Here is a 19,673-nt window from a genome sequence, read left to right on the forward strand (position 1 = left end):
ACCCCCCGCGAAACGATGTCGTACTGACCCTAGTTCGCGGTTGGGTGATCGTGCAGCGTTTTATGAGCTGCGTCGCACCGGGCTGACGAAACGATTACGTTTCCGCCCGGTGTCCGGCAGGTGTCCCGGTCAGATCGCCGTGCCCGGCGGGGACTTGAGCAGAGGCGACGCCTCGGCGGCATAACCACCACGCCCATCGCGGAGTGCGCTCGCCGCGATGCGAATCAGATCGATGTTGACGCCGGCAGCGCCACTCGGGTCGTGCACCTTCAGCTTCACGTCAAGGCTCACCGCAGTCTCACCCCACCCCTGCGCCTCAATGCTGAGGTGTGCCACCTTCTCCGACTTCAGCTGCGAAAGATACCCGAATGGGGCCATCTCCACCTTGTTCGCCGCCGACAGGGCGTTGAGCTTGGACTGCTTCTTGGTGTTGGAGTTCTCGGCCAGGTTGCGGAAGTCCTCGGTACCGCCCAGGTTGACCTGATAGGAACTGGCCAGGGTGAGACCCCGCTCCTCCAGCAACCGCAGCAGCGCGTTGTGCACCACCGACGTGCCGAACTGGCTGGCCAGATCGTCACCGAGCAACGGCAGACCCGCCGCCTCGAAACGATCGATCCAGAGTGGATCGCGGCCGATCGCGTCAGATGTGGTGTTGATGAAGGCGACGCCTGCCCGGCAGGCGGCCTCGGCGTAGGCCCTGGCCGTATCCGGGCGGCCGCTGGGTGCCGAGTACAGCAGCACCTCAGCGCCGGTCAACGCCGCCGCCACACGATCGACCTCGCTGGCGTCGACCAGGCCCCTGGTCACCGGGACACCCGACGGCGGCAGGTCGGCCGCGAGACGGGGAAAGTTGTTCGGTGGCAGGAAGATCGCCTCGGTCAGATCTTTGCCAACCTTGCCCTCGGACATGGCGAAAGCGGCGACGAAGTCGATGTCGTCCACGCCGAGGCCATCGATGACCGGCCGGCGGATACCAACCAGACTGCCGGTCTGTCGATAGAAGGAAATCCCCTGCACCAACGCTGACGTGTTGTTACCAACACCCGCCACCGCGACCCTCACCCGTTCGATCATGAACGCGACGGTACTTCACCGGTTCGTGGGCGAGGGTCGCGGCGGTGCGGGCTCAGGTCCCGGCGGGCGCGAGGACCACCGGCACGGCCACCGTGTTGATCCGTGAGCCGTCGCGCGCGGACACCTCGTACACCTCGATGGTGCCGCGCTGCTCCCGGGCCGTGCGCCAGCCGACCACCACGCGGTACGCGCCCCGGCAGCCGCTGCCGCAGCTGGCAGTGCCGAAGCCGGCGGCAACCTCCCGGCCGGCGGCGTCCAGGACCCGGACGCTGACCGTGGCCTCGAACACGTCGGCGGTGCCGGTGATGGTGAGTGGGGCGCCGACCCGTTCGCCGACGCTCGGTCCGGTGACCACGATCGGCGGCAGCAGGCCCGAGTAGTCGGAACGGTCCACCTGGGGCCCGTCGCCGAAGCGGACCTGCCGCACGGTGGGGAACTGAGTGAGCGTCCACACCACCTGCGCCTCGCGCAGCCGCCGGCGCCCCGCCGGGTCGTCGGCGGACGGGACGGGCCGCAGCGTCGCCACGCCGTCGGTGATCCGGGTGACCTCGACGCCGGCCGGGAGCAGGGTGGTCAGCCCGGTGGCGGCCTCCGCCGGCGTGGGCCCGGCGGCCAGCTCGGTCAGCGCCAGTCGGGACGTCGCGACGGTGGCCGGTCGGGTCCGCCGGGTCGGGACGAGCTGCCCGGACCGGACGTACCACAGCTCGATGGTCACCGTGGCCGGCTGGCGCGTGCCCGTGCTGGCCGGTGGCGGCGGGCGGGATGGACCGCTGGTGGGTGACGGTGGCGGTTCCGCCGGCGAGGTGGGCGTCGGGTCTCCCGGGGGCCCGGTGGGTGCCGCACTCGACGGTGCCGCAGTGGGCGCCGGGCCGAGATCACCGGAGCGGGGGGTGCCGCACCCGCCGAGGAGCAGCGCGGCGATGAGCACCGGTGCGGTCACCGCGGCCGCACGGCGCCGGCTCATCCCGCACCGCCCGCAGCCGTGCCCGCCCTGCGCCCGCCCTCGGCGTGCTCGTCGGCGTGGCCTCTGGACCGCTCGTCGGCCTGCGCGACGGCGGGCCGCCTCCCGGCGTCGCCGAGGTGGGGCCCGCGGGCCGGCAGCTCCAGCCGGAACCGGGTGCCGGCGCCCGGTTCGCTGCGCACACTCAGCACCCCGTCGAGCAGGGCCGCGTGTTCCCGGGCGATGGCCAGCCCCAGCCCACTGCCCGGAGCCGAGCGGGACGGGTCGACCTTGTGGAACCGGTCGAACAGGCGTGGCAGGTGCTCGGCCGGGATGCCCGGCCCCTGGTCGGTGACCTCGAAGATGACCAGTGGGCCCGCCCCGGCCACGGTGGCCCGGATCTCGCCGTCGCCGTGCTCGACCGCGTTGGCGACCAGGTTGGCCAGCACCCGCTCCAGCCGGCGCGGGTCGGTGTGTAGCGCGACCGGGTCGGCCGTGACCACCACCCGCTCCGACCAGCCGCGCGCCCCGATGATCGCGCGCAGCAGCGCCGGCGCGTCGACCGGCTCGACGCTTGGCCGCTCCCGCCCGGCGTCCAGCCGGGAGATCTCCATCAGGTCCTCGACCAGCCGGCGCAGCCGGACCACGTCGCCGACCAACAGCCGCGCGGCCGGCCGGGCGTCGTCCGGCAGTTGGTCGAGGTGCTCCCGCAGCAGCGAGGCCGCGGCCACCAGTGCGGTCACCGGGGTACGCAGCTCGTGCGCGACGTCGGCGGTGAACCGCAGCTCCCGGGCCTGCGCCGCCGACAGCGCGGCGATCTTCGACTCCAGTGCCTCGGCCATCTCGTTGAACGACGCCGCCCAGTCGCTGAACTCGTCCCGCCCGCGCACCGGCAGGCGGGTGGCGAGCAGACCCTCGGTGAGTGCACGGGCTGCCCGACTGGCCCGGCTCACCGGCTCCAGCGTTCGACGGGCCAGGGCGTGCCCCACCCCGGCGGCAAGCAGCACCACGAGCACCCAGCCGGCCAGCAACGCGTTGCGCAGCTGACCCAGGTCGGCGGCGATGTCGTCCTCGACCGTGATCACGTACAGCTCGGCGGTCGAGCCGGGGATGCGTCCCCCGACCACCAGCAGCCGGGGCCGCTCCGCCGGGGCGGACCGTTGGTAGCCGAGCTGTCCGTCCGCGACGGTGGCTCGCAGCCGGGTGCCCAGGGTCGGGGCGTACGCCGAGTGCGAGGGTCGGGCCGGGCCGTCGACGAGCACCACATGCCGGCCGCTGCCTTCGAAGCTGGTGAGCAGCTCGGTGCTGCGCTGGTCGGTCAGCGGCAGGAACTGCCCCGCGAGGACGAGTTGGTAGCGGGCGTCGGCGGCGGCCTGGTGCAGCGAGGCGTCCAACCAGGACTGCCGCAGCAGCAGACCCGCCCCACCGGCCAGCAGCCCGGCGGAAACCCCGGCGACCAGCACGAACGCGATCGTCAGCCGGCGCCGCAGGCGGCCCGGGGGCACCGCGCGTCCGGACATCGCCGACCTCCCGTCAGCCCGTGGACAGCTTGTAGCCGGCACCGCGCACGGTGCGTACCAGCCGTGGGTGCGCCGGATCGTCCTCGACCTTGGCGCGCAGCCGCTGCACCGCCACGTCGACCAGCCGCGAGTCGCCCAGGAAGCTGTGGTTCCAGACCAGGTCCAGCAGCAGCTCCCGGGTGAAGACCTGGCCTGGCCGGCGGGCCAGCTCCAGCAACAGGCGGAACTCGGTGGCGGTCAGCGTCACCTCCCGGCCGTCCCGTCGCACCACGAAGCTGCCCGGGTCGATCTGGAGGCTGCCGACCTCGATGGTGCTGGAGGCGACCGGCGCGCTGGCCCGACGCAGCACCGAGCGGACCCGGGCCACCAGCTCGGGCAGGTCGAACGGTTTGCGCAGGTAGTCGTCCGCACCGCACTCCAACCCGACCACCACGTCGAGCGTGTCGGTGCGTGCGGTCAGCATCAGGATCGGCACCTGGCTGGTGCGCCGGATCTCCCGGCAGACCTCCAGGCCGTCCAGGCCGGGCAGCATGACGTCGAGGACGATCAGGTCGACCGGGTGGGCCCGCCACGCCGCCAGGGCCTGCCGCCCGTCGACGGCGGTGTCGACCCGGAAGCCGGCGCGGCGCAGACCGAGGGCGGTGACCTCCCGGATGGAGGCATCGTCCTCGACCACCAGCACGCGGCCCTCCACCACCTGAGGGTAGACCCGCCGCGACGGTGCGCAGCCCTGGCGGAACGGTCGGTGTCGGGGGCCCGGCCGGACCCCCGACACCGTGCCGGTCACTCCTGCCACTGGTGCGCCACGTCGAGCACGATCCGGCTGTGCCCGCCGGGGCCGGCCAGCACGAACGTGCGGAACGGCAGTCGGGCCCGTACGCCGACGGCGAAGGTGGTGTAGCCCTCGAAGCTGCCGCCGAAGACGACGTCGCGCAGCGTCGGGTAACGCAGCAGGTTCGCGGCGTGCTCACCGACCCGGTACGGCACGGTGCCCAGGTGGGCCTCGTCGTACGCCGGTGCCCGCAGCGAGACCCGCAGCAGGGCGCCTCCGGCCGTGTACGGCGACAGTGCCAGCCCCTCGCCCTCGGTCCACGTCTCGCCGTAGCCGACCGAGTAGCCGTTCACCGGGCCGGCGAACTCGAACACCACCCGGTCGTAGCAGTCGTGCCGGCCGGTCCGTACCTCGATCAGCGGGGAGCTGCTCAGCGCGCCGGCCGTCTTGTCCGCGCTGCCCCAGGTGATCCCGCAGTACGGCGATCCGGTCGCCGCCATGGTGGTGCTCGCCGTGGCGCCGCTGCCCGCGCCGGCGACCAGCCCGGCGAGCACGACCGCCAGCGCCGTCAGTGCGCTCCTGATCCTCATCGTGGTGCCTCCGTCCGATGGTCGGGGGCCACGTCGCGGCGGCGATGCCGGTGACCCTCCGATGCGACCGTGCTCCGGTACCGGCACGGCCACTTCGCTGCGGCGTAACAGCCACGTAACAGCGGTCGATGGTGGCACCGTGGACGGTGCGGGTCAGTCGGTCACCGGCGGTCGGTGCAGGGTGCGCAGTGGCGAGCAGAACACCGGAAGCCAGGTCAGTCCGTTGGCGACCGCGCCGACCACCAGTGCCGTGCGGACGTCGACGTACTGGCCGAGCAGGCCGGCGGCCACCGCGCCGACGGTGAGCGCCCCGGTGAGCAGGAACCGGAAGGTGGCGTTCATCCGACCGAGCAGCGCGTCCGGAGTGCTGCCCTGGCGCAGGCTCACCCCGATGACGTTGCCGACTCCGGTCCGCCAGGCCAATGCCAGCCAGCCGAACGCGGCCAGCCAGAGCATCGGTCCGGTGTCGATCAGCGCGACCAGCCCGCCGAGCGGGGCGACCAGCAGACCGGGCAGCCAGAGCGCGCGACCGTGACCGATCCGCTCGGCGAGGGGGCGCGCGCTCAGCGCGCCGAGCAGGGCGCCGACCCCACCCGCGCCCAGGAAGAGGCCGAGGACGGCGGCACCCAGCCGCAGCTCGCGCAGGAAGACCACCGGCAGCATGATCGTGGTGAGCTGCATGGTCAGGTTGATGCTCGCGGTCGAGAGGGCGAGCAGGCGGAGCAGCGGGTTGCCGGCCACGTGCCGGACCCCGACGCTGAGCTGCCGGGCGAAGCCGCCCGCAGCCCGGGACGGGAGCCGGCGGGGTGCGTCGGTGCGGATCCGGGAGAGGATCGCCCCGGAGACCGCGAAGGCCACCGCGTCCAGCACGATCGCGACTGGCGCCGTGAGCGCCTGCACGACCAGCCCGCCGATGCCGCGCCCGGCGATCTGCATCGTCGCGTTGGTGCTCATCAGCAGGGAGTTCGCCGCCACCAGGCGGCTCCGGCCGACCAGTTCCGGCAGGTAGCTCTGCGCGGCGATGTCGGCGAAGACGGTGCCGACCCCGGTCAGCAGCACCACCAGGTAGAGCTGCGTGATGCTCAGCCAACCGGCCCACCACGCCACGGGCACGGACGCGACCAGCGCCGCCCGGGTCAGGTCCGCGGTGACCAGCACCGCACGGTGGGGCAACCGGTCGACCCAGACCCCGGCCGGCAGGCCGATCACCAGGAAGGCGGCCGTGCTCAGCGCGCCGAGCAGCCCCACCTGACCGGGAGTGGCCGCCAGCAGGGACACGGCGAGCACCGGCACGGCGAGCTGGCTGACGTGGAAGCCGATGCCGTCGACGAGGGCGGCGGCGTAGAGCAGCCGGAAGGAGCGGGGCCAGGGGTCGGCGCGGTGGTCGAGGGCGGTTGTGGTCGGGGCGGTGGTCATGCCGCCCACGGTGCCGGCCGCAGCGAGCGGGACCGATAGATTTGATCCTCGCCGAATCTGTCGGGGGGGCACCAAATGATGCTGGTGGGGCTGGAAGCGCGGGATCTGGCGATGACCCGGTTCGCGGTGTCGTCACTGTGGGAGGTGATCGCCAGCGTCCAGGTCATCAAGCAGCCGCACCTGTTCCCGGAGCACCTGCCCTGGTCCGAGCGGGTCCGACCCCGCCTGGCCGGGCTGGACTGGCGGCTCCTCGCCGACCTGGTGCAGATACCGACACTGGTCATTCCGCCCTTCGTCTGCCCGCCCCCGACCACCTCGCAGCCCACCCTCGACGTGGAACTCGCCACTCTCGTCGCCAGCCCACCCGAGGCGGTGCGGGCAGGTCTCGACGCGCTGACCGGCCCCCGTTCGCCACGGCTGGCCGCGCTCCACACCGATCCGGTCGTCGAGCTGACCCGGCTGGCCGAGGTGATCCGGAGGTACGCCGACGTGGCCATCGCGCCCTACTGGCCCCGGATGCGCACCCTGCTGGAACGCGAGGTACTGCTCGGCGCGCAGCGAATGGCTACCGACGGGGTGCACGGCCTGCTCAACCACCTCGACCCGTACGTCCGACTGGAGGCCGACACGCTGCGGGTGGATCACATCGTCCTGGCCGGCTCGGTGCGACTCGACGGGCGGGGCCTGCTGCTCGTCCCGTCGATCTTCACCGGCCCCCGGGTCTGGTCCAACTTCGGCTCGCCGGGGCAGCCGGTGCTGCGCTATCCCGCTCGGGCGGTGGCGACCCTCTGGGAGCGGGATCCGGTCCCGCGCGGGCGGGGTCTGGCGCGGGTGCTGGGTCGAACGCGCGCCACGCTGCTGCACGAGTTGGCGGTGCCGACCTCGACCCTGGAGCTGGCCGATCGCTGCGGGCTCACGCAGGGCACCGTGTCGCAGCACCTCAGCGCGCTGCGCGACGCCGGCCTGGTGGGTGCCCACCGGGCGGGACGCTTCGTGCTCTACGCCCGTACGACCGCGGCCGAGACGCTGATCGCCGCCAGCGGCGCGGACGCCCCCTGACCCGCAGTGGCGTGACCGTCGTGTTCCTCGACCAGCCCGCCCCAGTCACGGCGCTCGCGCGGAAGCGGTATGACGGTTCCGCTATGCCGTACATCGACCGCCATCGCTTTAGCATCGACCTGCATCGATGACCGGCGGCCGGTGGTCGCCGGACGACCGCAGGGGAGTGCGTGATGTTCCGACGACAACTGCTGCGTACGGCGCTGGCCGTGCTGGTGGCGACCCTGGCGGCAGCCGGGGTGCAGCTCACCACCGGCGCACCGGCTGCCGCCGTACGGACGGTCTACTACGACGCGAGCCGGACCGGCGAGTTCCGCACCAACTTCGACCAGGCGGCGCAGATCTGGAACAGCCGGGTCAGCACCGTCCGGCTCCAGCCCGGCACCCCGGCCAGCATCACCATCTACGTCGACGACGGCTGGCCCCGGGCGCAGCCGACCGGCCTCGGCTCGGGACGGATCTGGATGGGCCGCACGGCCGTCAACCAGGGCTACGACCGCAACCGGATCGCCGCCCACGAGCTCGGCCACATCCTGGGCCTGCCCGACCGGCGCACCGGTCTCTGCTCCGACCTGATGTCCGGCAGCAGCGCCCCGGTCTCCTGCCGCAACGCGAACCCCAGCGCGGCTGAGGCGTCCCGGGTGAACTCGCTGTTCGCCGGCACCCTGGCCCCGCCGGCCAGCACGACGTACACCTGGAGTGGCGCCTCGGACATCGGGCCGACGGTGGTCGGCGGCCGGCCGGCCACCGAGAACTACCCGTTCATGGTGTACGTCTCCGGCTGCACCGGAACGCTGATCAAGGCCAACTGGGCGGTCACCGCCAAGCACTGCTCGACGCCGTCCTCGGTCCGGGTGGGCAGCGTCAACCGCACCAGCGGCGGGACCGTGGTCCGGGTGACCCGCGCGGTCAACCACCCGAGCGTCGACGTCAAGCTGCTGCAACTGGCCAGCTCGGTCAGCTACGCGCCGGCTCCGATCCCCACCACCTCCGGCGCGGTCGGCACCGCCACCCGGATCATCGGCTGGGGCCAGACCTGCGCTCGCCCGGGCTGTGGGTCTGCCCCGGCGGTGGCCAACGAGCTGGACACGTCCATCGTGGCCGACAGTCGGTGCTCCGGCATCAACGGCCCGTACGAGATCTGCACCAACAACACCAACGGCACCTCCGGCGCCTGTTACGGCGACTCCGGTGGTCCGCAGGTGCGCCGGGTCAACGGGGTGTGGAATCTGATCGGCGCGACCAGCCGCGCCGGCAACAACAACTCCACCTGCGCGACCGGCCCGTCCATCTACGTGGACCTGCCGTCCATCCGGTCCTGGATCAACACTCAGGTCGGGGGGCTGCTCGTCTGACCAGTTCGGACACTTTGGGCGGAGGACGCGCGACACCACGTCCTCCGCCCTGCGACGTCGGGTCACCCACGCGTCACGCGCTGCGGTACCGTGCCTGGCACATCGACCCATCCCGAGGTGGACCCATGCCTGCCGTCGTCGCGCTCATGCTGACCCTCGCCCTGACGCCCACGCCGTCGCCCTCGGCCAACCCCGGCCCGGTCAGTGAACTCCTCGGTGGCGTCGGGAAGATCGTCGACGACCTGCTCGGCGGCGGCAGCAGCACCCCGAGTACGTCGCCGACGCCCAGACCCACGCCGAGCCCGCCGCCGGCCGCCGACCCGTCGGTCCCGGCGGTGCCCGCCCCGGCCCCCACGCCTACCGGGTCGTCGGCCGGGTCCCGGCCACCCGGGGCGTCCGCCGCGCCCGACCGCACCTCCGGCGGTCGGGGCGACCGTGCGGCCGCGGTGCCACTGCCGAACGGTGAGGGCGCCGCCCCGCCGACGCTCGCCTCCCCGACCAGGGGCGGCTGGCCGCTGGTGCCCGCGTACTACTTCCTGGTCGCGGGTGTCCTCGCGGTGCTGGCGTTGATGCTCCTGCTTCGCCGGCGCACCGCTGGCACCCCGGCCGTCGCCGGCGCTTCGGCACCGGCCCCGACGCCGGCTCCCACGCCGGCTCCCGGCCCGGTGCCGGACAACATCAGCCGGCTGCCGACCAACCTCAACGCCATCTACGAACTGGGCCGGCTGGACGAGCGGCTCGATCAGGATCGCGGCCGCCGACCCTGAGGGTGGTGAGGGCTCAGCGAGCCGGCCGGGCGCCCTCGCGCGGCGGGATCTCGTCGTGGTACGCCCCGATCGGCCCGCTGTAGTGAACCCCGCGCGGGTACGGCCAGGCGTTGGCCACGCATCCGTGTAACCCCAGCGTCTGCTGCTGCATCACCGGCGCCGGTCGGCCCCGCTCGGGGCATCGCTCGTGACCCCGGCCGAGCCGGTGCCCGACCTCGTGGTTGACCATGTACTGCCGGTAGCTGGCCAGGCCGGCGCCGTAACCCGGCACCGCCTTAACCCAGCGTGCCACGTTGAGCACCACCCGGTCGCCGTTGCGGCAGGAGGTGTAGCCGTCCGGAACGTCCTGGCACAACGCGTCGCGGGTCCCGGGGGTCGCCAGGTAGATGGTGAAGTCGACCGGGGCGCCGGCGCCCACCCGGCGCAGGCGCCAGGCCCCGCCGGCAGTCCACCCGCGTGGGTCGTTCAGCGTCGCGGAGACCGACGCGGCGACGTCGGTGACCGGTAGGCCACGGATGTCGCGCTCCACGACGACCCGGTACCGCAACAGCCGGCCGCTGTCGCCGCCCCCCGGCGTCGTCTCCGCAGGTGCCACCGACCAGCGGTTGCCGCCGGTAGCGGGATAACTGATCGCGTCGGCCGGCGCGGGCGCGACACCGGCGCTCCCGGCGGCTCCCGCCGGTCGCCCGGTCGTGGCCGGTCCCGCCGCGGGCGGTTGCCCACGGTGGGTCGGGTCGGGCGTGGCAGGGCCGACCGCGGGCCGCCCGGACGCCGGCAGGCCGCAGCCGGTGAGCAGCGCCACCAGCAGCGACGCCGCGCAGGCCGTGTGCCTCCGGCGGGTAGCCTTCGTCGACATTTCTCTCCCCTCGCGCGCCGGTCTGTGGCGCTGCGGGAGAGGAGACGGGTGACCTGGCCGAAAAGTTGATCTCTCGGAGACTCAACCTTTCGTGGCCCTCGCCCGTCCGTAACGGTGTGGCATGGGGGAGGGTTCGGCGTGGCGCGGGGTGACGCGGAGTTCGTCGAGTTCGCGCGGGCGGCGTCCGCGCGGCTGGTGCACGCCGCGTTCCTGATGACCGGCGACCACCACCAGGCCGAGGACGCCGCGCAGACGGCCCTGGTCCGCACCTACGCGTCGTGGTCCCGGGTCCGCGACGACGACGCCTACGGGTACGCCCGCCGCATCCTGGTCAACCACCTGGTGGACGGGTGGCGGCGCCCGATCCGGGAGTACCCGACCGAGGAGATCCCGGAGCAGCGGCGGGACGACGTGGCCGACGAGGTCGCCACCCGGCGCTGGTTGACCGCCATCCTCGGCGCGCTCAGCCCTCGTGAGCGGGCCATCGTCGTGTTGCGCTACTACTTCGACCTTCCCGAGGCGCAGGTGGCCCGGGAACTCGCCATCTCGGTCGGCACGGTCAAGAGCACCAGCTCGCGGGCGCTGGAGAAACTGCGCGCCACCGCGCCGCGGGTGGCCGACAGTCAGGAGGTGTGCCGATGAGCGAGCTGGAGCGGCTCCGTCACGCCATGCGGGCGACCGAGCGCCCCGGAGCGACCCTCGACCTGGCGTCCGTCATGCGCGAGGGGCGGCGGTTGCGGATCCGTCGTCGGGTCGCCGGGGCCGGGGCGGCGACGCTGGCGGTCGGGTTGGCCGCCGTCGTCGTGCTGGTGGTCGGCGAACGACCGGGCGATCCGCCGACGGTCGAGCGTCCGCCGCCGGTCGCCGCCGTCCCCGCGCCGTCGGCCCGCGGCTCCTCGCCGACGCCGACCCCGCCCTGGCCCACGCCGCCGACCGAGGCGGACCGCGCGGTGTCGCCGCTCGGCCAGGTCGTTGACAGCGGGATCCGGCACGGCGCCGACCAGCGGGTGTACTACGTCGTCCAGGTGTCGGTGCCCGGCCAGCCCGGGGTGGACATTGGGCTGGCCGCCGGCCGCCGTGCCCCGGACGGCAGGCTGACCACGGACCTGCTGGTCAACGACGTGGAGGGGGCCGACCGCAGCCCCGGGTTCCATCAGATCGGCTACGGCGAGCGAGGCTCGACCGAGCCGGTGCCCACCTTCGGTTACTTCGTCGGCCCGGCCCAGCGGATCATCGGCACCGTGGACGGCCGGCAGGTCGCCGCCCGGCTGGCCAGATGGAGCAGAGACCAGAAGGTGGTGATCTTCTGGTTCGACCCGTCCGATCTGACTCCCGGGGAGCGGCTGGACGGCATCGCGGCCCGAGACGTCAACAACCGCCGGCTGTGACCCCGCTGCTCGGCGGGCGCGGGCGGCGGGCGGCTCAGGCCGGGTCGTTCAGCCTGCGTTCGATGGTGACCGTCGTCCCCTCGCCGGTGGAGACCAGCCGCACGTCGCCGTAGGCGTTCATCAGCAGCGCGCCCCGTCCCCGGTCCATCGCCGGCCGGCGATCCCGCCAGGTGCCGAAGTCGCGCACCGAGATCCGGACCAGGCCGGCGCCCACCTCGACCCCGACCCGCACCTCCGGCCGACTGGGCCGCTGCGCGTGCTCGACGGCGTTGTTCACCGCCTCGGAGGCGGCGACCAGCAGATCCTCCAGCACGTCCGGGTCGACGTCCAGGTCGGCCAGCGCCAGCCGGACGTCGCGGCGCATCGCCGCGGCCGAGGTGGCCGTGGAGGGGTACGTCCATCTGACGTCCACGGCATCGCCGTCCGGCCCGTCCCGGTGGACCGGAGCCATCCCCAGGGAGGCGTCGCCGAGCGGTTCCATGGCGGCGCTCCGGGCGTGGGTGTCGGACGGGTCGCCCGCCAGCCCGACGCCCAGCTGAGTTGGCGTGGGTTCGGCCGGCCCGACGGCCGCCGGAGCCGACACGACGGCGGTGGATCGCGTCGGCGTCGGTGTGGTGTCGACTGCCGGCGGGGTGTCGTCGTCGTCCGCCCGGCCCGCGTCGGTTGGTGCTGCCGTGCGAGCGCGGGCGCCGCGGATGGCGGCCCGGATCCGGGCGATCAGCTCGGCCGCGGCGAAGGGCTTCACCAGGTAGTCGTCGGCGCCCAGGTTCAGGCCCGCCACGCTGGCCTCCCCGCCGGCCCGCGCGGAGAGCACCAGCACCGGCAGCGCCTGGGTCGCCGGGTCCGCGCGTAGCCGGCGGACCAGGTCGAAGCCGTCCAGTACCGGCATCATCACGTCGGTCAGGACCAGGTCCGGCGGCTCGCGGTGGATCGCGTCGAGGGCCTGCCGGCCGTCGGTGACGGCCCGGACCCGCCAGCCCTGGCCGGTGAGCAGCCGGCTCAGGTACGCCCGCATGTCGCTGTTGTCGTCGGCGACCAGGATCCGCGCACCGGTCAGCTCGTCCCCGGCCGGCCCGGGCGCCAAAGCGGGCTCCGCATCGCTGCCCGCCGGGTCGGCCAGCCAGGTCATCGCCTCGTGGACGGCGGCTCGGGCCGCGTCGCCCCGACCGTCGGGCGCTGGTCCGGGAACTGCCGTGCGGCGTGCCGCCGACCAGGGCAGCGCAACGGTGAAGGTGCTGCCGAAGCCCACCCGGCTGGTCACCCGGACCTCGCCACCCTCCAGTCGGGCCAGCTCGTGCACCAGGGCCAGTCCGATGCCGGTGCCCTCGTGGCTGCGCGAGAGGGTGCCCCGCACCCGGTGGAAGCGCTCGAAGAGCCTCGGCAGCTCCGGCTCGGCGATGCCGATGCCGGTGTCCGTGACGCTGAGCCGCACCTCCTCGTCGTCGGCCTCCAGGCTCACCCGGATGCGACCGATGAACGTGTACTTCAGGGCGTTGGACATCAGGTTGGTGACGATGCGTTCCCAGTTGACCGGGTCCACCGTGACCGGTTGGCGCAGCGGCGGGCAGTCGACCTCCAGGGTCAGACCGGCCCGTTCGACAGCGGCCCGGAAGACGCCGGCCAGCTCGGCGGTGAGGGCGGCGAGATCGATGACCCGGGCGTCGCTGCCGGCCCGCCCGGCCTCCAGGGCCGAGAAGGTGAGCAGGCTGTTGACCAGGGTCAACAGTCGGGTGGCGTTACGCCAGGCGGTCTCCACCCGCTCCCGCTGCACCGGTGCCAGCGGCGCGGCGCCGTCGGCGAGCGCGTCGGCCAGCGGACCGAGCATGAGGGTCAGCGGGGTCCGGAACTCGTGACTGACGTTGGTGAAGAAGTCGGTCTTCACCCGGTCCAGCTCGGCCAGCGTCTCGGCGCGGCGCCGCTCCTCCTCGTACGCCCGCGCGTTGCGCAGCGCCACCGAGACCTGCTGGGCCAGCAGTTGGTAGAAGGAGCGGTACGCCTCATCCAACCGGCGGCTGGGGCTGACGCCGACCAGGAGGACGCCGAGCGGCTGGGCCTCGTCGGCCGAGGGCAGCGGGAGCGCCAGCGCGGTGCGGACCGGGTCGTCCCACGGGCCGGCCGGCAGCGCCAGCCGGTCGGCGACGGCGGTCACCTCGGTGGAGCGGCCCGCGGCGGCGGCCGGCAGCCCCCAGGCGTGAGTGGTCGGGGCCGGGTCGGTCAGCTCGACGGCGGCCGGTAGGGCGCCTACCACGGCGGCGTGGCCCGGGCCGCCGCCGGCGCAGGCGGTCCGCCGCAGCACCGCGCCGTCGCGCAGGTAGATCGCGGCGAACGGCACGTCCAGCGGGTGGCCGTCGATCGCGTCGATCAGCCGGGCGCAGGTGGCGTCCACGTCGACGGTGCGCCCGTCGCCGCGTACGGAGAGGTCGCGCAGCAGTCGCAGTCGCCGTTCGCCGACCACCTGCTCGGTGACCTCGCTGCAGACGGTCAGCACGCCGACCGTGCGGCCCTCGTCGTCGCGGGCCGGGGCGTGCGAGACGCTGAAGTACGCCTCCTCGCGGTAGCCGGAGCGATCCAGCAGCAGCTGCAGGGCGGGGACCCAGCTGGCCACCCCGGTCGCCATGGCCTGCTGGATCAGCGGAGCGAGCACGTCCCAGCCCTCGGCCAGGGTCACCCGTACGTCGTCGCCGAGGGCGGCCGGGTGCTTGTCGCCGATCAGCGCGGAGTACGCGTCGTTGTAGAGCTGGGAGAAGCGGTCACCCCAGAGCAGCAGCATCGGGTAGCGGGAGGAGAGCACCAACCGCACCGCGGCCCGCAGGCTCTGCGGCCAGCCGGTCACCGGGCCGAGTGGGGTGCGGGACCAGTCCAGCTCCGCCATCAATCGGCCGGCTTCGCTGCCGCCGCCGAACAGGTCTGTGGTGGGTCGTGTCACGCTCGACCAGGTCCCATCGCCAGCCCCCGTTCCGGGCCTGACGACCCCTGCTGCTGTTATCCACCCATCCTGGCACCTCGCCTCACCTGTGCCGACGCCGGCACCCCGCCGTACCGGCCGCCGGGCCGGCGTGCGCTCAGCGTACGGAGCGGTGGCGGTCAAACGGGATGTTCCGGTCCCGCGGTGTCATCCGACGGCCCGCTGGGCAGTGCGGCGGATGCCGCCGAACCGGTGGGGGTTCCGGACGAACGACCGATGCCGAGGACATTGATATCTGTAAGTGTCTCCGTTATCTCTCCAACCCCCGAGGAGCCCCCATGAGAGGCAGAACGCTGAGCGCGGGAATCGCGCTCGCCGTGTTCACCGGGATGGCGGTGACGCTGGCCGCCCAGCCGGCGACCGCGTCACCCATCGCCGGTACGGCAGCGGCCCGGCCGATCGCCGCGCCCACCGCCGTCCTGGCGGCGCCGGACATCTCCATCACCAACGTCCAGGCGCACCTGACCCAGTTCGGCTCCATCGCCAGCAGTAACGGCGGCAACCGGCGGGCCGGCTCGGCCGGCTACACCGCCTCGGTCACCTACGTGAAGACCAAACTCCAGGCAGCCGGCTACACCGTCAGCGAGCAGTACTGCTCCAGCTGCACGTACCCCTCGAACAACCTGATCGCGGAGTGGCCCGGCGGTCCGGCCGACCAGGTGGTCATGTTCGGCGCCCACCTGGACGGCGTCTCGGCCGGCCCGGGCATCAACGACAACGCCACCGGCTCGGCCAGCCTGCTGGAGAACGCGCTGGTCCTGGCCGCGCAGAACCCGACCATGACGAAGAAGGTCCGGTTCGCCTGGTGGACCGACGAGGAGCAGGGGCTCAACGGCTCCCGGTTCTACGTCAACTCGCTCAACGCCACCCAGCGGGGCTACATCAAGGGCTACTACAACTTCGACATGGTCGGCTCGACCAACGGTGGCTACTTCATCAACCGGGTCACCTCCACCACGGCGGCGCCGCTGAAGGCGTACTGGGACTCGCTGGGGCTGCAACCGGAGGAGAACGTCGAGGGTCAGGGCCGCTCCGACGACTACTACTTCCAGCAGGCCGGCATCCCCACCTCGGGCTACGCCGCGGGCGCCAGCGCCCGCAAGACCAGCGCCCAGGCGGCCAAGTGGGGCGGCACCGCCAACTCCGCCTACGACCCGTGCTACCACCGGGCCTGCGACACCACCGCCAACGTCAGCGCCACCGTGCTGAACCGGTCCGCGGACGGCGTCGCGTACGCGCTGTGGCAGCTCGCCGTGGGCGGGGGCACCCCGACCAACGACTTCTCCGTCGCGGTCAACCCCACCACGCGCACCGTGGCCCGGGGCGCCAGCACCACCGCCACGGTGGTCACCGCCACCACCGCTGGCTCCGCACAGTCGGTCAGCCTCTCGGCCTCCGGCGCGCCCAGCGGGGTGAGCGTCTCCTTCAGCCCGTCCTCGGTGACCTCCGGCGCCTCGGCCACGATGACCCTGACCGCCTCGGCCAGCGCGGCGACCGGCACCTTCACCATCACGGTCACCGGCACCGGCTCGGTCACCCGCAGCGCCAGCCTCACGCTGACGGTGACCGGCACCGGTGGCTGCGCCGGCGGCCAGGTGATCGGCAACGGCGGCTTCGAGAGCGGCACCACGCCGTGGACCGCGTCCTCCGGCGTGATCACCAACTCCAGCAGCCAGCCGGCCCGGACCGGGTCGTACAAGGCGTGGCTCAACGGGTACGGCAGCACCCGTACCGAAACCCTGTCCCAGTCGGTGACCGTCCCGGCCGGCTGTGCCAGCTACACGCTGTCGTTCTGGCTGCACATCGACACCGCCGAGACCACCGGCTCCACGGCGTACGACAGGCTCACCGTGCGGGTGGGCTCGACCACGCTGGCGACGTACTCGAACCTCAACGCCGCCACCGGATACGTCCAGCGCACGTTCAACGTGGCCGCGTACGCCGGGCAGACGGTGACGCTGACGTTCACCGGCACCGAGGACTCCTCGTTGCAGACCAGCTTCGTGATCGACGACGTGACGTTGCAGGCGAGCTGACGCTCCGCGTACCCGAAGACGGGCCGCCGCCGGGAAGCCGGCGGCGGCCCGATCACGGCCGTGGTGTCGTACTCAGGGAAGCTGCGGGTAGAGCGCGGCCACCCCGCCGGCGAGCCCGGCCTGCACCTGCCGGCTGGTCTCGTCGGTCACGATCTCGTACGCGTCGGCCTCGATGCCGTCCACCCCGATCCGCGCGATCAGCGCCGGGTCGGACTTCGGGGCGGTGACCGCGGCGGCCATGTCGGTGTCCATGTAGCCGACGTGCAGGCCGGCGACCCGAACCCCCCGCTCGGCGAGCTGGACGCGCAGCGCGTTGGTCATCGACCACTCGGCCGACTTCGCGGCGCTGTACGCCCCGACGCTCGGGAAGCTCACCCAGGACAGTGCGGAGAGCACGTTGAGGATCGTGCCGCCGCCGTTGCCCGCGATGATCGGGGCGAACGCCCGGACCATCGACAGGTTGCCGAAGTAGTGGGTCTCCAGCTCCAGCCGGACGAGGTCCAGGTCGCCTTCCAGCAGGTTGGTTCCGGTCTCGATGCCGGCGTTGTTGATCAGCAGGTTCACGTCTCCGGCCAGCGCGGCGGCGGCGGCCACCGAGGCGGGGTCGGTGATGTCCAGCCGGACCGGCGTCACGCCGGGCAGGTCGACGCTGTCCGGGTTGCGGGCGCCGGCGTAGACGGTCGCGCCGCGGGAGAGGAGCTCGGCGGCCAGGTGCCGGCCGAAGCCGCGGTTGGCGCCGGTGACGAGGGCGGTGCTTCCAGCGATCTTCATGGGACTGCTCCAGGGGTCGCGCACCGCTGTTCTGGCGGAACGGTGGGTGGTCAGGCTCGGCCGCCTTGTGGTCGACCCGACGGTATCTAGCTGACTTCGGTTAGACAAAGTCAGCTATGTCACGGGCCGGCGCGGCCCGGATCGGGAATACGACCCGGACGCGGGCACGGCCCCGCCGGTGACGGCTCGTATCCTTTCCGCGAACCTCCGCATGAGCCGAAAAGGGGAGACGGTGTGAGCAACCAGGCCGAGACGTTGGAGTTCCAGGCCGAGGCGCGTCAGCTCCTCCAACTGGTGGTCCACTCGATCTATTCGAACAAGGACGTCTTCCTGCGGGAACTCATCTCGAACGCGTCCGACGCGCTGGACAAGCTGCGGCTGACGACGATGGTCGACAAGGACCTCACCGCCGACACCGACGACCTGCACGTCGCCATCGAGGTCGACCGGGATGCCCGCACCCTCACGGTGCGCGACAACGGCATCGGGATGACCCGCGATGAGGTGGTCGGGCTTATCGGCACGATCGCCAAGTCCGGCACCGCCGAGCTGCTGCGCCAGCTGCGCGAGTCCGCCGACGCCCGCGCCTCGCAGGACCTGATCGGCCAGTTCGGCGTCGGCTTCTACGCCGCGTTCATGGTCGCCGACAGGGTCACCCTGCTGACCCGCAAGGCCGGCGAGACCGGCGGCACCCGGTGGGAGTCCGCCGGCGAGGGCACGTACTCGATCGAGACGGTCGACGAGGCGCCGCAGGGCACCACGGTGACGCTGCACCTCAAGCCGGCCGACACCGAGGACAACCTGCACGACTACACCGCCGAGTGGACCATCCGGGAGATCGTGAAGCGGTACTCCGACTTCATCGCCTGGCCGATCCGGATGAGCGTCGAGCGGCCCGGCGCCGACGGCGCGGACGCCACCAGCGAGGTGCAGACCCTCAACTCGATGAAGGCGCTCTGGGCGCGGTCCCGCGACGAGGTCGACGCTGCCGAGTACCACGAGTTCTACAAGCACGTCAGCCACGACTGGGCCGACCCGCTCGAGGTCGTGCACATGAAGGGCGAGGGCACCTTCGAGTACGAGGCGCTGCTGTTCCTGCCCAGCCACGCCCCGCTGGACCTGTTCGCCCCGCAGGGCCGCCGCGGCGTCCAGCTCTACGTCAAGCGCGTGTTCATCATGGACGACTGCGAGGCGCTGGTCCCCACCTACCTGCGCTTCGTCAAGGGTGTGGTCGACGCGCACGACCTGTCGCTGAACATTTCCCGGGAGATCCTCCAGCAGGACCGGCAGATCCAGATCGTCCGCCGCCGGCTGGTCCGCAAGGTCCTCGCCACCGTCCGCGACCTCAAGGTCAACCACCCCGAGCGCTACCGCACCTTCTGGACCGAGTTTGGCGCGGTGGTCAAGGAAGGGCTGATCGACGACGCCGACAACCGCGACACCCTGCTGGAGATCCTGTCGGTGGCCTCCACTCACGACCCGGCCGAGCCCACCGACCTGGCCGGCTACGTCGCACGGATGAAGGACGGCCAGAACGACATCTGGTACGCCACCGGCGACTCCCGGGCCACCATCGAGAACTCCCCGCACCTGGAGGCGTTCCGGGCCAAGGGCCACGAGGTGCTGCTGCTCACCGACCAGGTCGACGAGGTGTGGGTCGAGCGGGTCGGCGAGTACGACGGCCGCCCGCTGCGCTCGATCGCCAAGGGCGAGGTCGACCTGGACACCGACGAGGAGAAGCAGCAGGCCGAGGCCGAGCGTGAGCAGCAGCGACAGGAGTTCGCCGCACTGCTCGACTGGCTGGGCACCACGCTGGCAGAGAGCGTCCGGGAGGTCCGCCTGTCGTCCCGGCTGACCACCTCACCGGCCTGCGTCGTCGGCGACGCGCACGATCTCACCCCGACCCTGGAGAAGATGTACCGGGCCATGGGACACGAGATCCCGTCCACGAAGCGGATCTTGGAGATCAATCCCGGTCACGCACTGGTCGCGGGGCTGCGCAAGGCGCACGAGCAGGGCGGCGACTCCGCTGCTCTGACCGAGACCGCCGAGTTGCTGTACGGCCTGGCGGTGCTCGCCGAGGGCGGCGAGCTTGCCGACCCGGCCCGGTTCACCCGGGCGCTCGCCGACCGGCTGGCCCGCACCCTCTGACCGGTTGACCCGT

General features: G+C 72.7%; 16 protein-coding genes and 1 pseudogene. 8 read left to right on the forward strand and 9 right to left on the reverse strand.

Translation table 11 applies throughout. The annotated features are described in order from the left end of the window. Positions 1 to 129 precede the first annotated feature (129 nt). The 6 genes from ACFY29_RS27595 to ACFY29_RS27620 all read right to left on the reverse strand — a co-directional run bounded on the left by ACFY29_RS27595 (position 130) and on the right by ACFY29_RS27620 (position 6,312). Positions 130 to 1,074, reverse strand: a complete 945-nt coding sequence (locus tag ACFY29_RS27595; protein ID WP_386990901.1) for an inositol-3-phosphate synthase — start codon at positions 1,072 to 1,074, stop codon at positions 130 to 132. A gap of 52 nt (positions 1,075 to 1,126) precedes the next feature. Further along, positions 1,127 to 2,038 (reverse strand): Gmad2 immunoglobulin-like domain-containing protein, encoded by a 912-nt coding sequence (locus tag ACFY29_RS27600; protein ID WP_386990903.1) that lies wholly within the window; start codon positions 2,036 to 2,038, stop codon positions 1,127 to 1,129. Then, positions 2,035 to 3,534, reverse strand: a complete 1,500-nt coding sequence (locus ACFY29_RS27605; RefSeq protein ID WP_386990905.1) for an ATP-binding protein — start codon at positions 3,532 to 3,534, stop codon at positions 2,035 to 2,037. Before ACFY29_RS27605 ends, ACFY29_RS27600 begins: the two co-directional genes overlap by 4 nt. A 13-nt stretch (positions 3,535 to 3,547) precedes the next feature. Beyond that, positions 3,548 to 4,228 (reverse strand): response regulator transcription factor, encoded by a 681-nt coding sequence (locus ACFY29_RS27610; RefSeq protein WP_328417342.1) that lies wholly within the window; start codon positions 4,226 to 4,228, stop codon positions 3,548 to 3,550. A gap of 89 nt (positions 4,229 to 4,317) precedes the next feature. Then, positions 4,318 to 4,896, reverse strand: a complete 579-nt coding sequence (locus ACFY29_RS27615) for a hypothetical protein (RefSeq protein ID WP_328417340.1) — start codon at positions 4,894 to 4,896, stop codon at positions 4,318 to 4,320. 153 nt (positions 4,897 to 5,049) lie between these two features. Further along, positions 5,050 to 6,312 (reverse strand): MFS transporter, encoded by a 1,263-nt coding sequence (locus ACFY29_RS27620; RefSeq protein ID WP_386990907.1) that lies wholly within the window; start codon positions 6,310 to 6,312, stop codon positions 5,050 to 5,052. Positions 6,313 to 6,423: 111 nt separating this feature from the next. Between ACFY29_RS27620 and ACFY29_RS27625 the strand changes: the two genes are divergently transcribed. From ACFY29_RS27625 to ACFY29_RS27640, 4 genes and pseudogenes are all read left to right on the forward strand, one after another. Further along, entirely contained in the window at positions 6,424 to 7,371 is a 948-nt protein-coding gene (locus ACFY29_RS27625) for a DUF5937 family protein (protein ID WP_355613280.1), read from the forward strand. A 239-nt stretch (positions 7,372 to 7,610) separates the two neighbouring features. After that, positions 7,611 to 8,018: pseudogene (locus ACFY29_RS27630) on the forward strand (snapalysin family zinc-dependent metalloprotease); the annotation flags it as partial. Between the two features lie 18 nt (positions 8,019 to 8,036). After that, a complete protein-coding gene (locus tag ACFY29_RS27635) occupies positions 8,037 to 8,726 on the forward strand; it encodes a S1 family peptidase (RefSeq protein WP_386991544.1) in 690 nt (229 codons plus the stop codon). A 125-nt stretch (positions 8,727 to 8,851) separates the two neighbouring features. Further along, entirely contained in the window at positions 8,852 to 9,493 is a 642-nt protein-coding gene (locus ACFY29_RS27640; RefSeq protein WP_386990909.1) for a hypothetical protein, read from the forward strand. 13 nt (positions 9,494 to 9,506) lie between these two features. Here ACFY29_RS27640 and ACFY29_RS27645 read toward each other — a convergent pair whose 3' ends face one another. Beyond that, entirely contained in the window at positions 9,507 to 10,349 is an 843-nt protein-coding gene (locus ACFY29_RS27645; RefSeq protein ID WP_386990911.1) for a DUF3152 domain-containing protein, read from the reverse strand. A 138-nt stretch (positions 10,350 to 10,487) separates the two neighbouring features. Between ACFY29_RS27645 and ACFY29_RS27650 the strand changes: the two genes are divergently transcribed. Then, positions 10,488 to 10,991, forward strand: a complete 504-nt coding sequence (locus ACFY29_RS27650; RefSeq protein WP_386990913.1) for a SigE family RNA polymerase sigma factor — start codon at positions 10,488 to 10,490, stop codon at positions 10,989 to 10,991. Then, positions 10,988 to 11,737: a hypothetical protein gene (locus ACFY29_RS27655; RefSeq protein WP_386990915.1), complete on the forward strand. Its 750-nt coding sequence runs from the start codon at positions 10,988 to 10,990 to the stop codon at positions 11,735 to 11,737. Before ACFY29_RS27650 ends, ACFY29_RS27655 begins: the two co-directional genes overlap by 4 nt. 34 nt (positions 11,738 to 11,771) lie before the next feature. On the opposite strand, the gene ACFY29_RS27660 is transcribed toward ACFY29_RS27655, so the two are convergent. Next, positions 11,772 to 14,663 (reverse strand): ATP-binding protein, encoded by a 2,892-nt coding sequence (locus ACFY29_RS27660; protein ID WP_386990917.1) that lies wholly within the window; start codon positions 14,661 to 14,663, stop codon positions 11,772 to 11,774. A gap of 317 nt (positions 14,664 to 14,980) precedes the next feature. Between ACFY29_RS27660 and ACFY29_RS27665 the strand changes: the two genes are divergently transcribed. Continuing rightward, positions 14,981 to 16,738, forward strand: coding sequence for a M28 family peptidase (locus tag ACFY29_RS27665; protein ID WP_386990919.1), 1,758 nt, complete (start codon positions 14,981 to 14,983; stop codon positions 16,736 to 16,738). A 72-nt stretch (positions 16,739 to 16,810) separates the two neighbouring features. Here the strand turns inward: ACFY29_RS27665 and ACFY29_RS27670 are convergent, their stop codons facing one another. Further along, positions 16,811 to 17,509, reverse strand: coding sequence for an SDR family oxidoreductase (locus ACFY29_RS27670; protein ID WP_386990920.1), 699 nt, complete (start codon positions 17,507 to 17,509; stop codon positions 16,811 to 16,813). A 234-nt stretch (positions 17,510 to 17,743) separates the two neighbouring features. Here ACFY29_RS27670 and htpG point away from each other — a divergent pair, with 234 nt between their 5' ends. Continuing rightward, positions 17,744 to 19,660, forward strand: coding sequence for a molecular chaperone HtpG (gene htpG / locus ACFY29_RS27675; RefSeq protein ID WP_386990922.1), 1,917 nt, complete (start codon positions 17,744 to 17,746; stop codon positions 19,658 to 19,660). Positions 19,661 to 19,673: the final 13 nt, after the last annotated feature.

Origin of the sequence: Micromonospora sp. NPDC000668, assembly GCF_042897975.1 — a bacterium.
Lineage (GTDB): Bacteria > Actinomycetota > Actinomycetes > Mycobacteriales > Micromonosporaceae > Micromonospora.